Raw genomic sequence first — 15,443 nt, 5'->3', positions numbered from 1 at the left:
CTGCCGCGTCGGGCCTACTGGACCGACGCGGTCAGCCGTGCCACGTTGTCGAGCACCTGCAGGCCCGCGGGGCGGGACAGCCAGCCCTCGAGGGTGATCTCGCGCGACTTGCGGCGGTAGTCGTCCTCGATGAGGCGGACCTCGTCGACGAACGACTTGCCGTGCACCATCAGCGACACCTCGAAGTTGAGGCTGAACGAGCGCATGTCCATGTTGCTCGAGCCGATCACGGCGACGGTGTCGTCGACCGTGAAGTGCTTCGAGTGCAGCACGATCGGGCGCTCGTAGAGGAAGATGCGGACACCGGCCCGCAACAGCGTCTCGTAGTACGAGCGCTGGGCGTGGTAGACCATGAACTGGTCGGCCACCTCGCACGCGAAGAGCTGGACCTCGACGCCGCGCTCGGCAGCCGTCGTGATCGCGTAGAGCATCGAGTCGTCGGGCACGAAGTAGGGGCTCGCGATGATCAGCCTCTCCTGTGCGCCGTAGACGAGTGCGTTGAACAGGCGCAGGTTGTTCTCGCCGTCGAAGCCCGGGCCGCTCGGCACGACCTGGCACTCGAGGCTGTCGGGCCCCTGCCGCTGCTCGATCAGGGGCTCGGCCTCGGCGTCGGTGGGCAGCTCGTCGGTCTCGCTGTACCAGTCGGTGATGAAGAGGGCGTTGAGGCCGACGGCGGCGGGGCCCTCGAGCCGCACCATGAGGTCCTTCCACTGCAGCCCGCGCTTGATGTTGCCTCGCTTGTTGTAGCTGGGGTCCGTCATGTTCTGCGACCCCGTGAAGGCGACGTCGCCGTCGATCACGACGATCTTGCGGTGGTTCCGCAGGTCGGGTCGGCGCCAGGCGCCCTGGAACGGGCGGAAGGGCAGCATCTCCTCGAACCGGATGCCCGAGTCGCGCAGCCACTGCCGGGTGACCCGGCCCTGCGGGTTCCGCATCGTCGCCCAGTGGTCGTAGAGCACCCGGACGGCGACGCCTCGTGCGTGCGCCCGCTCGAGCGCCTCGAAGAAGAGGAAGGTCGACTCGTCACGGGTGAGGATGTAGAACTCGACGTGCACGTACCGCTCGGCCTCGTCGACGGCGGCGGCCATGGCCGCGATCGACTCGGCGTAGTCGGGCAGCAGGGTCGCCGTGTTGCCGGGCAGCAGCGGCATGGCCCCGAGCGTGCGGTTGAGGGTCACGACCGTGCCGAACCACGGGGGGCGAGGGTCCGTCACCGCGTGCACGTCGTCGATGCCCTTGGTCGCGTCGAGGATGCGGTCGTTGATCTCGCGCTGCTTGTCGCGGCGGTCCTGCGGCAGCTTCGAGCTGCCGAGCAGGCCGAAGAGCACGCTGCCGGGGATCGGCGACACGAAGATCGCCAGCAGCCAGGCCATCGCCGAGCTCGGGCGCCGGTTGCGGGGCACGGCCACCACGGCCACGATCCGGATGAGGATGTCGACGACCAAGATCACCGTCGGGAAGTGCTTGAAGATCCTGCGCCACGTCATGCGTCGATCTTGTCAGCCCCGGGGCCGGCTCGTCGTTGCCGTTCGCCCGCAGGACATGCACATTGCACTATTGACCGCAGAGTGCAATCATCTCCGGTGGGCACCCGCCCTCCGGCGACGTCGCCGCACCGCGCAGCGACGACCGAGAGGAGGCGCCCCGTGAGCACCGAGACCGTCCCGCCCGTCAGCAAGGCCGCGATCCGCCGCCAGCGGACCCGCTCCGAGCTCGTGGGCGCGGCCCGCCGGCTCACCGCCGAGCACGGGCTGGCCGGCTTCACCCTCGAGCAGCTCTGCGACGAGGTCGGCATCTCCCGGCGCACGTTCTTCAACCACTTCGCGTCCAAGGACGACGTGGTCGTCGGCGTGGGGCTGGACGACGACGAGGACGAGGCGCTCGAGGGCTACGCGTCCTCGCGACGCGACCCGCGCCTCCCCGTCCTCTCGACGACTCTGGACGACCTCGCGGCGCTCGTCGTCCAGCGTGTCGAGCACGTCGGCCTCACCCGCGAGCGGGCCGCCGAGTTCAAGGCGGCGCTCGACCGCGAGCCACGGCTGCTGCAGGCGATGCTGACGCAGGGCGACGAGCAGCAGCGTCGCGTCGCGGCCGCCGTGGCGTCGCACGAAGGCGTCCCCGCCGACGACCCGCGCATCGGCGTCGTCGTGGCGGTCGCCGGTGCGCTGGTGCAGCGCGCCATGACCCGCTTCTTCTTCGACGAGGGCCCGCCGGGCCTCCGCTTCGACCACGTCCTCCGTGACCAGCTCGCCCTCGCCCGCGCGCTGTTCTCCGCCGCACCGCCCCTCGACCAGGAAGCACGCTGACTCGACCATGACCACCACCACCGCGAAGACGGCCGACGCGCCGTTCCTCCTCACCCAGAGGCGGATCTGGATCATCTTCGGCGCCCTCATCTCGGGCATGCTCCTCTCGAGCCTCGACCAGACCATCGTCTCGACCGCCATGCCGACGATCGTCGGCGAGCTGGGCGGCGTCGAGCACCAGGCCTGGATCACCACGGCCTACCTGCTCGCGACCACGATCGTCATGCCGATCTACGGCAAGTTCGGCGACGTGCTCGGTCGACGGAACCTCTTCCTGGCGGCGATCGCGATCTTCACGCTCGCGAGCATCGGCTGCGCGTTCGCGACGGACTTCTGGGCGTTCGTCGTCTTCCGGGCGATCCAGGGCCTCGGCGGCGGCGGCCTGATGATCCTGTCGCAGGCGATCATCGCCGACATCGTGCCTGCCTCGGAGCGAGGCAAGTACCTCGGCCCCCTCGGCGCCGTGTTCGGCCTGTCGGCCATCGGCGGCCCCCTGCTCGGCGGCTTCTTCGTCGACCACCTCACCTGGCAGTGGGCGTTCTACATCAACGTGCCCGTCGGCATCGCCGCCTTCGTCATCGCCTGGATGGCGCTGACCCTGCCGAGCAAGAAGGCCACGAAGCGCGTCGACTGGCTGGGCGTCGTGCTGCTCTCGGCCGCCACGACGTGCCTCGTCTTCTTCACGGAGTTCGGCGGCCAGGCCGACCACGGCTGGGGCGCACCCGAGACGTGGCTGTGGGGCGCGGGCGTGCTCGTCGCCGTCAGCGCGTTCGTGCTCGTCGAGTCACGCGCCGAGGACCCGATCATCCCGTTGTCCTTCTTCCGCAACCGCGTGTTCGTCCTGGCGACGGCCGTCGGCTTCGTGCTCGGCATCGGCATGTTCTCGGCGATCGCGTTCGTCCCGACGTTCCTGCAGATGTCGTCGGGCGCCTCCGCGGCCGTGTCCGGGCTGTTGCTCCTGCCGATGATGGCCGGCCTGATCGGCACCTCGATCCTGTCGGGCAACCTGATCACCAAGACGGGGCGCTACCGCGTCTTCCCCATCGTCGGCACGCTGCTGACGGGCGTGGCGATGGCCCTCTTCACGACCCTCACGGCCGACACGCCCCTCTGGCTGATCTGCGTCTTCCTGTTGGTCTTCGGCGCCGGGCTCGGCCTCATCATGCAGGTCGTGGTGCTGGTCGTGCAGAACTCCGTCGACGCCGCGAACGTCGGCACGGCGACGAGCACGAACAACTACTTCCGCGAGGTGGGTGCAGCCCTGGGCGTCGCCATCTTCGGCGCCCTCTTCACGAGTCGCCTCACGGAGAACCTCACGAGCGTCTTCACCGGCGCCGGAGCGTCGAGCGGCGACGCCGCCCAGGCCACGGCGACGCTCGACCCGGCAGCCCTGAACGAGCTGCCCGAGGCGATCCGCCGTCAGGTCGTCGAGGGCTACGCCGACGCCCTGGCGCCCGTGTTCGCCTACCTCATCCCGTTCATCGCGATCGCCTTCGTGCTGGCGCTGTTCCTGCCCCAGATCGCGCTCAGCGACGTCGCCGGCATGGTCGCCCGCGGGGAGGCGGTCTCGGGCGACGAGGCGGAACAGCTCGAGAAGGAGGCGCGCGGCCGGTCGACGGGCGCGGTCGCCGAGGCGGCCACCGCGTCGGCCGTCGCGGCGGGAGCGCCGTCGACGGCGGTCGGCGACGACCCCCGGGGGAGCGCCGCCGGCGGGACCGCGGACGGCGGTGCCCACGAGGTCACGGACGCCGGGGGAGCCGACCGCGACGGAGACCGCCGTCCCTGAGCTCTGAGCAGCGGGAGGCCGTCAGGCCGGGGAGGCGCCCTCCCGAGGGGCCCACGCCAGGAGATGTCCCGGTCGCACCGGCGAGTCCGCCGGGCATGGGCCCCGGGCGGACGTACGATCCGACCATGAGCGAGAGCACCGGCACGACGGAGTGGGACGTCGACGTGCTCCCCGTCGAGGCGCCGCCCTCGCCGCGGGGAGCCCGCACCGCCGTCCCGGCTCCTCCCGCAGTCGACCCCACCGCGTCGCACGCACCCGCGACGCACGAGCAGGAGCACCGCCCCGTGACACCCGTCCTCGCACCCGAGGCCCCCGCAGCACCGTCCGACGTCCTCGTCACCCGCCGCGATCCGCGTCCGGTCTCGGTGCCCTCGCACCGCGCCGACACGACGGACGACGTCGTGCCCACCGACCCGACGGAGCCGCGACCGGCCAGCGTCGCCCGCCACTCGGTCGAGACGTCGGCCATCACCCTGCCCGTCTTCGCCCCGGACGTCGACCCCTCGCTGCCGCAGCCGCCCGATCGGCTCACCCTCGACGACGACGTCCTCGTGCGGATGGTCGAGCGTCGTCTCGACGACACGGCGACCGTCGACCTGATGGCGGTCGTGCAGGCCCAGCTCCAGGCGCGCCGCGTCGAGGCCGCTCGCTTCGCCTCCTGGGCTCGCGAGATGGACCGCGTCGGCACCGACGAGGCCGCGGACGCCCTCGAGCGGACCCGGCTCCGCTTCACCGGCGTCATCGACGTCGGGCTGCCGATCGACCTCGACGAGGTCCACGGCGACGACGCCGTCGACGAGGAGCCCGAGGAGACGCCCCACGCGACCACCGACGTGCAGTCGTCCGGCCCGGCTGCGACCCCCTCGGAGGCCTCGGGCGCACCGAGCGGCGTGTCCGAGCCCGCCTCTGAGTCGGCCCCCGCACCTGTAGCGACTCCCGCACCTGCGCCGACCCTTCCGCCTGCGGCCCTCGCCGAGCCGGCCCTCCAGATGGACGAGGCCCACGTGGTCGAGCGGTCCGCTGGTCAGGCGCCACGCCTCCCGATCGTCGCCGGTCTCGTCGTCGCGGGACTCGTCGTCCTCGCTGCCGTGGTGCTCGCCCTGGTCGTCCCCGAACTGCTCGCCTCCGCCGTGCTCGCCACGGTGGCCGTCCCCGTCGCGGGCGGCCTCGGTGCGGCCGCCGCGCTGATCGCCGTGGTGCACGGTCCGGCCGACGCCCTGCGCGTCGCCGCCCGCGGGCCCGTCGCCGTCGTCGCCGGCATCGTCGTGTCCGCCGCGCTCGGCTACGGCGTCCTGGTGACCGCGCCGGCGTCGCTGGCCTGGCAGGGCTGGCTCGTCCGCCTCGTCGGCTTCACGGGCATGACGCCCGGCATCGCCGCCGCCGCCGCGCTGCTCGTGGCCGCGGCCGCCGCCTTCGTGGTCGCCGTGCTCGCGACGGGTCTCCGGTCGAGCTCCCGCCGCTAGGCTGAGGCGGTGTCCACCCTCGCCTCCGTCAACGCCGTCGTCGAACGCCTCTGGCCCCTCTCGGGCGCCGAGTCGTGGGACTCCCCGGGCGTCGTCGTCGGCGATCCCGACCAGCCCGTGACCCATGTCCGCCTCGCGGTCGACCCTGTCCTCGAGGTCGTCGACGAGGCCGTCGACATCGGTGCGGACCTGTTGCTCGTCCACCACCCGCTCCTGTTCCGCGGCGCGACCACCATGGCCGAGGACACGACGAAGGGCGCGGTCGTCTCCCGCCTCGTGCGGGCCGGCTGCGCGCTGATCGCCGCCCACACGAACGCCGACGTCGTCGAGACCGGCACCTCGCGTGCCCTCGCCCACCAGCTCGGCCTCGTCGACCAGCGACCGATCACCGAGGGCGCGACGAGCTCGACCGGGCTCGGCATCACGGGCCGCCTGCCGCGCCCGATGAGCCTGGTGTCGTTCGCCCGTCAGCTGGGCGAGCTGCTGCCGCCGACCGCCGCGGGCGTCCGTGTGGCGGGCGACGCCGAGCGCGTCGTCGAGACGGTCGCCCTCTGCGCCGGCGCCGGCGACTCGCTGCTCGACCACCCCCTGGTCCGGGCGGCCGACGTCTACCTGACGAGCGACCTGCGCCACCACCCCGCGAGCGACGCCCGCGACCTGATGCTCCTCGGCCGGGGCCCCGCGCTCGTCGACGTCTCGCACTGGGCGAGCGAGTGGCTCTGGCTCGACACGGCCGCCGCGCAGCTGCGGGAGGCCCTCCACGACGTCGAGGTCACCCTGAGCGACCTGCGCACCGACCCCTGGGACTTCACGGTCGTGCAGTAGCCGACCCGACCCTCCCTCGCCCCCGGCCCTGTCGGGCCCGCCACACGAACGCCGCACCACCACCGCCGCACCACGACCACGAAGCAGGCACCATGGCCCTCCAAGCAAGCCCCGCCGACCAGGCGCTCCTCCTCGACCTCCAGGCGCTCGACACGTCGATCCAGCAGCTCGCCCACCGCGCGGCGAACCTGCCCGAGATCGCCGTGCTGGCCACGATCGACGGCGACGCTTCCCGCCTCCGCAGCCGCCTCTCGTCCGAGCAGGGCGCCTGGGAGGACGCGCAGACCGAGCTGACGCGCATCGAGTCCGACGTGGCCGTCGTGGTGGCCCGGGCCGAGCGCGACCGCACGCGGCTGGCGTCGTCCTCGTCCGTCAAGGACGTCGCGGCGCTCGAGGGCGAGCTCGTCGCCCTGGCCCGTCGTCAGAGCGACCTGGAGGACGCGCAGCTCGAGGTCATGGACCGGGTCGAGTCGCTCGGTGCCGTCGCCGCGCTGACGAAGTCCGAGCTCGACCAGATCGAGACCCGTCGTGCCGAGGCGGCCGACGGCCGTGACGCCGGGCTCGGCAGGCTCGAGGTCGAGCGGCGCGAGGTCGAGGCCGACCGAGCCGCCATCGCCGAGAAGGTCCCCGCCGAGCTGCTCGCCCTGTACGAGCGCCAGCGGGCCCGCTACGGCGTCGGCGCGTCGCTCCTCCGCGGCGGGGTCTCCAGCGCGAGCGGGGTGACGCTCACCGGCAGCGACCTCGCGGCCGTGCGGTCCGCCTCCGCGTACGACGTCGTGCTCTGCCCCGACAGCGACGCGATCCTCGTGCGCACGGGCGAGTCGGGCATCTGACCCTCCCGTCGTGACGGGCGGGTGACGCCCGCTAGCATGGTCGACGCGGATGGGTCGGCAAGACGGTCGCGTCACCGCGGGGTCCGCCCTGCGGTGCCGAGGAACGTCCGGGCTCCACAGAGCAGGGCGGTGGGCAACACCCACCCGGGGCGACCCGCGAGACAGTGCAACAGAGAGAAGACCGCCACGGTCGTCGCCGAGAGGCGGCGCCGGGGTAAGGGTGAAACGGCGGTGTAAGAGACCACCAGCGGTTCGGGTGACCGACCGGCTATGTAAACCTCGCCCGGAGCAAGGTCAGACAGAGGACGCCGAGGCTGCTCGCCGAGTCCTCGGGTAGACCGCTAGAGGGCTGCGGCAACGCAGTCCCGAGAGAGATGGCCGTCCATGGTGCTCGCGCACCGGGACAGAACCCGGCGTATCAGCCGGCCCATCCGCCTCAGCCGTGCACGCGGCTGGGACACGACGAGAGGGACCCTGGTCCAGGAGGCGCGCCTCCCGAGCCAGGGTCCCTCTCGTCGTGCCGGCCGCGGGGTCCGCCGGGCCGCCTCAGGCAGCCGGGCGGGAGCCCGCGGCGAGGGCAGCTGCGCCCATGATGCCCGCGTTGTTGCGGAGCACCGCCGGCACGATCTCGGCGCGGAGGTCGAGCAGCGGCAGGAACTCCTCGTGGTGCTTCGAGACGCCGCCGCCGACGATGATGCGCCGCGGGTAGAGCAGCGCCTCGAGGTGCGAGTAGTACTTCTGCAGGCGCTTCGCCCAGTGCTTCCAGCTGATGTCGTCGCGCTCCTTGGCGGCGTACGAGGCCTTCGTCTCGTAGTCCTTGCCGCCGATCTCGAGGTGGCCGAGCTCGGCGTTGACGATGAGGACGCCGTCGTTGATGAGGGCGGTGCCGATGCCGGTGCCGAGCGTCGTCATGATCACGAGACCGGGCACGTCCTTCGCGGCGCCGTAGCGGGTCTCGGCGTAGCCGGCGGCGTCCGCGTCGTTGACGAAGTGGATCGACCTGCCCAACGTCTCCTCGAAGAGCGCCTCCGCCTCGAAGCCGATCCACTTCTTCGACACGTTCGCGGCCGAGAGGGTCTTGCCGTCCATGATGGCGGCGGGGAAGCAGACGCCCACCGGGATCGCGTCGTCGTCGAGTCCCAGCTCGTCGACGATCTGCTTCACGACCGCGACGATGGCGTCGGGCTCGCCGCCCTCGGGGGTCGGCTTCTTGATGCGGTCGGTGAGGAGCTCGCCCGACTCGACGTCGACGATCGCCCCCTTGATGCCGGTGCCGCCGATGTCGATGCCGACTGCCTTCTGTGCCACGGGTCGTCCTTCTTCCTGGTGCTCGTCGTCAACTGAGGGTGAGGACGTCGGCACCGCGTTCGGTGACGACGAGGGTGTGCTCGAACTGGGCCGTGAGCGACTTGTCCCGGGTCGTGACGGTCCAGCCGTCCGCCCAGATGTCCGCCTCGACGCCGCCGAGCGTGAGCATGGGCTCGATGGTGAAGACCATCCCCGGCACCATGACGTCGTCGAACTGCGGGGCGTCGTAGTGGGGGATGACGAGGCCGGAGTGGAACGCGCGTCCGACGCCGTGGCCGGTGTAGTCGCGCACGACCCCGTAGCCGAAACGCGCGGCGTACGACTGGATCGCCCGGCCGATCACGTTGACCTCGCGACCGGGGGCCACCGCCTTGATGCCTCGGCGCAGTGCCTCGCGGGTGCGGTCGACCAGGTCGGTCGTCTCCTGTGCGGCGTCCCCGACGAGCACCGTGCGGTTCAGGTCGCCGTGCACCCCGTCCTTGAACGCGGTGATGTCGATGTTGACCAGGTCGCCCTCGACGAGCACGGTGTCGTCGGGGATGCCGTGGCAGATGACCTCGTTCACCGACGTGCAGACCGACTTCGGGAAGCCCCGGTAGCCGAGCGTCGACGGGTAGGCGTCGTGGGCCACGAGGAACTCGTGGGCGACCCGGTCGAGCTCGTCCGTCGTCACGCCGGGGCGGATCGCGGCCTCGACGGCGTCGATCGCCTGCGAGGCGATCCGGCCGCTCGCGCGGATCAGCTCGATCGTCGGGGCGTCGTACACGTCGCCGCCTGTGTACGGAGCGGGGCCCGCCTTGCCGACGTACTCGGGTCGGGCGATGGACGAGGGGACCGGGCGGAGTGGCGAGACCCGGCCCGGGGTCAGTGATCCGTCGAGGTCCCGGGGCATGCCGTCCAGCTTAGGGTAGGGCGGCTCCGCCGGACGCGCCGTGCGCGGACGCGTTGCAGGCGTCGTCGCTGGCGGACGCGCTGGCCGGTGCCCGAAGAGGGGGGAGCGACGGGCGAGCCCCGCCGGTTAGCGTTCATCGACTCCCGTGCCCGACGGGAATCGACTTCTCGCTCTCGTCCCCAGGAGGACCGTGTTCCCGCGCCGTGCCCGCATCGTCACCCTCGCCGCAGCCGTGCTGGCGCTCGTGATCGGTGCCCCCGCCGTCATCGCGGCCTCGGCCCCCGCGGCAGCCCCGGCTCCCCGGGGCGCCCTCGACCTCATCGAGGTCAGCGGCGACGTCGTCTCGGTCGCCGGCTGGGCGTGGTCGGGCGTCGCCGGACCCACCGAGGTCCACTTCTACGATCGGGCCGGCGGCTCCGTCTACGCGGGCAAGCTCAGGACGTCGGTCAGTCGCCCGGACGTCGCGGCCGCCGTGCCGGGAGCGCCGGCGGACACCGGCTTCGAGGGCGAGTTCAGGATCCCTGACGGAGCCCACCGCATCTGCGCGTACGCGATCGGCGGGGCGAACCCGATGATCGGCTGCCTGGCAGCCTCGACCAAGGAGGTGACCGCGAGGGACCTCACCGTCGGGGCACTCGACGCCGTCTCGCGTGACCGGGAGGGCATCCGAGTCCGGGGTTGGGCCTGGGCCCCCCAGGACGACGGCGGCCTCGCGGCCGTCACCGTCACGGACGAGACCGGCGGGACCGTCGTCGAGCTCTCCGTCGTGTCCGACGGGCAGAGTCGTCCCGACGTCAACCGTGCGTTCCCCGGCGCGTACATGACCACCGGCTTCGACATGTCGCTCTACGAGGACATCCCCCAGGGCGACCGGAAGATCTGCGCGACCGCCGGAACGGGCACCGGGGCGAGGAGCCTCGGCTGCCGGACGGTGCTCGGCGTCGGCGACCCCGTCGGCGCCTACGACGCGCTCGTGTCGTCCCGGGCCGGGCAGCTCACCGCGAGCGGCTGGGCCTTCGACTGGTCCGGCCAGCCGACCGACGTGCACCTCTACGACAACGGCCGCTTCCTCGCCGCCGTGTCTCCCGACCACAGCCGCGCGGACGTCCTCCGTGCCTACCCGGGATCGCCGGACGTCGACGGCTGGGCCACGAAAGTCTCGGTGGCCGTGGGGTCGCACACCGTCTGCGCCTACGCCTACAACACCCCCGACGGCAACAACCCGCTGCTCGGCTGCAAGACCGTCACGGTCCGGTAGCCGACGCGGGGATCCCGGCCGCCGTCGCCCGGACCTCGTCCGGGGACGGCCTCGCCCGGGCGCGGTACCCTCGCCCCATGACGACTGAGTTCTGGTTCAACACCCGCACGCACGAGGTCGAGGAGGGCAAGGTCTCGCCCGCGGTCGACCGCGCCGGGCCCTACGCGACGCGCGAGGAGGCTGCAGCCGCGATCAGGACGATCCAGGAGCGCAACGCCCGCCTCGACGCCGAGGACGCGGCCGACGACTGACGGATCCTGCGCGGGCGTGACCGTGGCCGACGGGCGCGTCCACTAGCCTCGACGCAGAGCAGAAAGGCTGTCGATGGACAAGCAGAGGGACTTCGTCCTCCGGACGATCGAAGAGCGCGGCATCAAGTTCATCAGGCTCTGGTTCACGGACGTGATCGGCACCCTGAAGAGCGTGGCCATCGCCCCGGCCGAGGTCGAGGGCGCGTTCGCCGAGGGGATCGGCTTCGACGGCTCCGCGATCGAGGGCCTCACCCGGTCGTACGAGGCGGACGTGCTCGCGCAGCCCGACCCGACCACCTTCCAGATCCTGCCGTGGCGCGGCGAGATCGACCCGACCGCGCGCATGTTCTGCGACATCACGACGCCCGACGGGCAGCCGGCCGTCGCCGACCCGCGGAACGTCCTCAAGCGCACGCTCGCGCGGGCCGGCGAACGCGGCTTCACGTTCTACACGCACCCCGAGGTCGAGTTCTACCTCCTGAAGGACGCGCAGGGCGGGCCGGACGGCCCCCAGCCCGTCGACTCCGCCGGCTACTTCGACAACGTGCCCGGCGGGACGGCCCACGACTTCCGCCGCCGCTCGGTCCGCATGCTCGAGGATCTCGGGATCTCCGTCGAGTTCAGCCACCACGAGGCGGGTCCCGGCCAGAACGAGATCGACCTGCGCTACGCCGACGCCCTGACGACCGCGGACAACATCATGACGTTCCGCACCGTCATCAAGGAGGTGGCGATCGAGCAGGGCGTGTACGCCACGTTCATGCCCAAGCCCTTCAGCCAGCACCCCGGCTCCGGGATGCACACGCACATGTCGCTCTTCGAGGGCGACGGCAACGCCTTCTACGAGGCCGGTGCCGAGTACCAGCTCTCCCGCATCGGCCGGCAGTTCATCGCGGGCCTCCTGCGCCACGCGCCCGAGATCACCGCGGTCACGAACCAGTTCGTCAACAGCTACAAGCGCCTGTGGGGCGGCGACGAGGCGCCCAGCTTCGTGACCTGGGGCCACAACAACCGGTCGGCCCTCGTCCGCGTGCCGCTGTACAAGCCGAACAAGGGCAACTCGAGCCGCGTCGAGTACCGCGCGATTGACTCCGCCGCGAACCCGTACCTCGCCTTCTCGCTCATGCTCGCCGCCGGTCTCAAGGGCATCGAGGAGGGCTACGAGCTCCCCGCCGAGGCCGAGGACAACGTCTGGGGCATGAGCGACGCCGAGCGTCGCGCCCTCGGCTACAAGCAGCTGCCCGCCAGCCTCGACCACGCCCTCTCGATCATGGAGGACAGCGAGCTGGTCGCCGAGACGCTCGGCGAGCAGGTCTTCAACTACGTGCTGCTAAACAAGCGGCAGGAGTGGAAGTCCTACCGTGCCCAGGTGACGCCGTTCGAGCTGCGCTCCAACCTCGAGATCCTCTAGCGGGCCGGCTCCACCATGCCCCGAGCCGCGACGGCGCTGTCCGACCTGGCACGGCTCGGGTTCGCCGAGCTCGGCACCGCGCGTGAGCGGCTGGACCGCCTCGTCGAGGCGACCCCGTCGCTCGCGGCGGCCGTCTCCTCCTTCGCCCGCAGCCCCGATCCGGACCAGGGCCTGCTGCACCTCGAGCGACTGCTCGAGCGGTCGCCCGACGGCGTCGCCGCGCTGCTCGAGGCCGGCGCGGGGGAGCGTCTGCTGCGCCTGCTCGGGTCGTCGTCCGGGCTCGCCGAGTTCCTGGTGCGGCGACCGGCCGAGCTCGAGCTGCTGCTGCGGCCCGCGCCCGTTCCCCGCAGTCGCGACGCCTACGTGGACGACCTGGTGTCGCGCGTGGCCGGGCTGGTCGACGAGGAGGCGCGGGTGGCGCTCCGCGTCGGCTACCGCCGTCACCTCGTCGAGATCGCCGGCTGGGACCTCGACCGGCCCGACCCGGTCGAGGCGCTCCCCGTCGTCGCCGCGGCCCTCGCCGACCTGGCCGGTGCCGCTCTGCACGCCGCCCTCGACGTGGCCCGGCGCGAGGTGCCGTTCCCCGCGGACGACGTGTCGCGCACGCGTCTCGCGGTGATCGGGATGGGCAAGGCGGGGGCCCGCGAGCTGAACTACCTCAGCGACGTCGACGTCGTGTGGGTCGCCGAGGGGGCCGACGGCCTCGAGAACGGGCGGGCGGTCGAGATCGGCACCCGGCTGGCGGTGCACACCGTTCGGGCGATCACCGACCTCGCCCTCGAGCCCGAGCTCTGGGAGGTCGACTCCAACCTGAGGCCGGAGGGCAAGGACGGCGCCCTCGTCCGCACCCTCGAGTCGCACGTCGCCTACTACGAGCGCTGGGCCAAGGGGTGGGAGTTCCAGGCGCTGCTCAAGGCGCGTCCGCTGGCGGGCGACTCCGACCTCGGCGACCGGTACGCCGAGCGGATCGCCCCGTTCGTCTGGTCCGCGGCGCAGCGCGAGGCCTTCGTCGAGTCGGTGCAGTCGATGCGCGAACGCGTCACCGACCTGCTCCCCGCCGACGAGGTCGACCGTCAGCTCAAGCTGGGGCCCGGCGGCCTCCGCGACGTCGAGTTCACGATCCAGCTGCTCCAGCTCGTGCACGGCCAGGCCGACGACGGCGTGCGGCAGCGGTCGACACTGGAGGCGCTGGCCGCCCTCGCGAGGCGGGGCTACGTGGGGCGCGCCGAGGCCGCCGAGTTCGACCGCGACTACCGGGTGCTGCGCGTGCTCGAGCACCGCGTGCAGCTGGCGCACCTGCGGCGGACCCACCTGATGCCGAGGGACGAGAACGCGCTCCGGGTGCTCGCGCGCGCCTCCGGGCTGAGCTCGTCGGGCACGGGGCTCGTCGAGGCGTGGCGCGAGGTGAAGCGGCGCGTCCGCACCCTGCACGAGCGCCTCTTCTACCGGCCCCTGCTCTCGGCGGTCGCGGCCCGTCCCGAGGAGGACCTCGCGCTCAGCAGCGACCAGGCCGCCGCCCGGCTGGCCGCGATCGGCTTCTCCGACCCGCGCGGTGCCCTCGGGCACATCGCCGCCCTGACCGGGGGAGTCTCCCGGCGGGCGAGCATCCAGCGGCACCTGCTGCCCGCGATGCTGCAGTGGTTCGCCGACGGCACCGACCCCGACCTCGGACTGCTCGCCTTCCGCAGGCTCAGCGACGGGCTCGGCGAGTCGTACTGGTTCCTCCGCATGCTGCGCGACTCGTCGGGGGCTGCCCACCGGCTCACGACCGTCCTCTCGTCGTCGACGTTCGTCGCCGACCTGCTCGACCGGTCCCCGGAGGCGGCGGCCTGGTTCGAGTCCGACGCCGAGCTCCGACCACGGACGCTCGCCAGCCTGCTCGACGAGACGAGCGCCACCGTGGCGCGGCACGAGTCGAAGGAGGGGGCGGCCGGCGTGCTGCGGCAGGCCCGCCGCCGCGAGGTCCTCCGGCTGGCCATCTCGGGGATCCTGGGCCTCGTCACGATCGACCAGCTGGCTCAGGGGCTCACGGACGTCACGACCGCGACGATCACGGGTGCCCTCGCCCTGGCCCGTCGGGACGTGCCCGACATCGAGATGGCCGTCGTCGCCATGGGCCGCTACGGCGGACGCGAACTCGGGTTCGGGTCGGACGCCGACGTGCTCTTCGTCCACCGGGGGGCCGAGGGCGACGACACCTCGCAGCGCCGGGCCGCCGGCGTGGTGGCCGAGATGGGCCGCCTCACCTCGGACGCCCTCGTGCCGCTCGACCTCGACACGGGCCTGCGTCCCGAGGGCGGGAACGGACCGGTGACCAGGTCCCTCGCCTCCTACCGGGCCTACTACGCACGGTGGTCGCTCACCTGGGAGGCCCAGTCGTTGCTGCGCGCCCGCGTGGTGGCGGGCGACGCCGGCCTGGGGGCCGAGTTCACCGCGCTGGCGGACGAGGTCCGCTACCCGGTGTCCCTCTCCGAACAGGAGGTGCGCGAGGTCAAGCGCATCAAGGCGCGGGTCGAGGCGGAGCGCCTCCCCAAGGGCGCCGAGCCGTCGCGTCACCTCAAGCTCGGCCGCGGCTCCCTGAGCGACGTGGAGTGGTTCGTGCAGCTGCTGCAGCTCCGGCACGCGCACGACGTGCCCGGTCTCCGCACGACCTCGACCCTGACCGCCCTCGAGGCGGCGGCCGCCGCCGGGCTCGTCGACGTCGACGACGCAGCCAAGCTGCACGACGCCTGGCTGATGGCGTCCCGTGCCCGTTCCGCCGTCGTCCTCTGGACCTCGCGCACCTCGGACGTCCTGCCGACCGACCGTCGCCAGCTGGAGGGCGTCGCCCGCCTGATGGAGTACCCGCCGGGGTCGGCCACGCGTCTCGAGGAGGACTACCTCGCGGTGACCCGTCGGGCGCGTGCGGTGTTCGAGCGGGGCTTCTACGGTCTGGACGAGGCGCCGGAGCCTACCGCCTGACCTCGCCCGGCGCGACCGACGTCGCGGCCACGAGGTGCGACACGCCCGGGATGCACTCACCCGGGGGGTGACGCCTGAATTGGTCACGGGTGATTTTGTCGTACCCCGAAAAGGGGGTGCGTACCCCGGTCGAGATGTCTGCCGTGTTT

Annotated in this window: 12 protein-coding genes and 1 other RNA gene; 10 read left to right on the top strand and 3 right to left on the bottom strand. The window is 72.3% G+C overall.

Annotated features, from left to right (window positions below; translation table 11 throughout):
- Positions 1 to 14 precede the first annotated feature (14 nt).
- Positions 15 to 1,487: a cardiolipin synthase gene (gene cls, locus IFT90_RS08285; RefSeq protein ID WP_133737598.1), complete on the bottom strand. Its 1,473-nt coding sequence runs from the start codon at positions 1,485 to 1,487 to the stop codon at positions 15 to 17.
- A gap of 159 nt (positions 1,488 to 1,646) precedes the next feature.
- Here cls and IFT90_RS08280 point away from each other — a divergent pair, with 159 nt between their 5' ends.
- From IFT90_RS08280 to rnpB, 6 genes are all read left to right on the top strand, one after another.
- Positions 1,647 to 2,306, top strand: coding sequence for a TetR/AcrR family transcriptional regulator (locus tag IFT90_RS08280; protein ID WP_192041780.1), 660 nt, complete (start codon positions 1,647 to 1,649; stop codon positions 2,304 to 2,306).
- 7 nt (positions 2,307 to 2,313) lie between these two features.
- Complete coding sequence (locus IFT90_RS08275) at positions 2,314 to 4,092, top strand: MDR family MFS transporter (RefSeq protein ID WP_192041779.1); 1,779 nt, start codon at positions 2,314 to 2,316, stop codon at positions 4,090 to 4,092.
- Positions 4,093 to 4,217: 125 nt separating this feature from the next.
- Entirely contained in the window at positions 4,218 to 5,555 is a 1,338-nt protein-coding gene (locus IFT90_RS08270; RefSeq protein ID WP_192041778.1) for a hypothetical protein, read from the top strand.
- Positions 5,556 to 5,564: 9 nt separating this feature from the next.
- On the top strand, positions 5,565 to 6,380 hold the full coding sequence (locus tag IFT90_RS08265; protein WP_192041777.1) for a Nif3-like dinuclear metal center hexameric protein: 816 nt from the start codon (positions 5,565 to 5,567) through the stop codon (positions 6,378 to 6,380).
- Between the two features lie 92 nt (positions 6,381 to 6,472).
- Complete coding sequence (locus IFT90_RS08260; RefSeq protein ID WP_133737593.1) at positions 6,473 to 7,213, top strand: zinc ribbon domain-containing protein; 741 nt, start codon at positions 6,473 to 6,475, stop codon at positions 7,211 to 7,213.
- Between the two features lie 50 nt (positions 7,214 to 7,263).
- An RNA gene (gene rnpB / locus IFT90_RS08255) (RNase P RNA component class A) lies at positions 7,264 to 7,647 on the top strand.
- A 112-nt stretch (positions 7,648 to 7,759) separates the two neighbouring features.
- On the opposite strand, the gene ppgK is transcribed toward rnpB, so the two are convergent.
- Complete coding sequence (gene ppgK / locus IFT90_RS08250; protein WP_192041776.1) at positions 7,760 to 8,521, bottom strand: polyphosphate--glucose phosphotransferase; 762 nt, start codon at positions 8,519 to 8,521, stop codon at positions 7,760 to 7,762.
- Between the two features lie 28 nt (positions 8,522 to 8,549).
- On the bottom strand, positions 8,550 to 9,413 hold the full coding sequence (gene map / locus IFT90_RS08245; protein ID WP_192041775.1) for a type I methionyl aminopeptidase: 864 nt from the start codon (positions 9,411 to 9,413) through the stop codon (positions 8,550 to 8,552).
- A 190-nt stretch (positions 9,414 to 9,603) separates the two neighbouring features.
- Between map and IFT90_RS08240 the strand changes: the two genes are divergently transcribed.
- The 4 genes from IFT90_RS08240 (at position 9,604) to IFT90_RS08225 (ending at position 15,294) form a co-directional block, all read left to right on the top strand.
- Positions 9,604 to 10,671, top strand: a complete 1,068-nt coding sequence (locus IFT90_RS08240) for a hypothetical protein (RefSeq protein WP_192041774.1) — start codon at positions 9,604 to 9,606, stop codon at positions 10,669 to 10,671.
- 77 nt (positions 10,672 to 10,748) lie between these two features.
- Positions 10,749 to 10,922 (top strand): SPOR domain-containing protein, encoded by a 174-nt coding sequence (locus IFT90_RS08235; RefSeq protein WP_123546052.1) that lies wholly within the window; start codon positions 10,749 to 10,751, stop codon positions 10,920 to 10,922.
- A 73-nt stretch (positions 10,923 to 10,995) separates the two neighbouring features.
- Positions 10,996 to 12,333 (top strand): glutamine synthetase family protein, encoded by a 1,338-nt coding sequence (locus tag IFT90_RS08230; RefSeq protein WP_123546050.1) that lies wholly within the window; start codon positions 10,996 to 10,998, stop codon positions 12,331 to 12,333.
- 15 nt (positions 12,334 to 12,348) lie between these two features.
- Positions 12,349 to 15,294 carry a bifunctional [glutamine synthetase] adenylyltransferase/[glutamine synthetase]-adenylyl-L-tyrosine phosphorylase gene (locus tag IFT90_RS08225; RefSeq protein WP_192041773.1) on the top strand — a complete coding sequence of 982 codons (2,946 nt, stop codon included), beginning with the start codon at positions 12,349 to 12,351 and terminating at the stop codon, positions 15,292 to 15,294.
- The last annotated feature ends 149 nt before the right edge of the window (positions 15,295 to 15,443 follow it).

This window comes from Frigoribacterium sp. CFBP 8766 (genome assembly GCF_014841435.1).
GTDB lineage: Bacteria > Actinomycetota > Actinomycetes > Actinomycetales > Microbacteriaceae > Frigoribacterium.
This window is presented reverse-complemented; position numbering and strand designations above follow the sequence as displayed.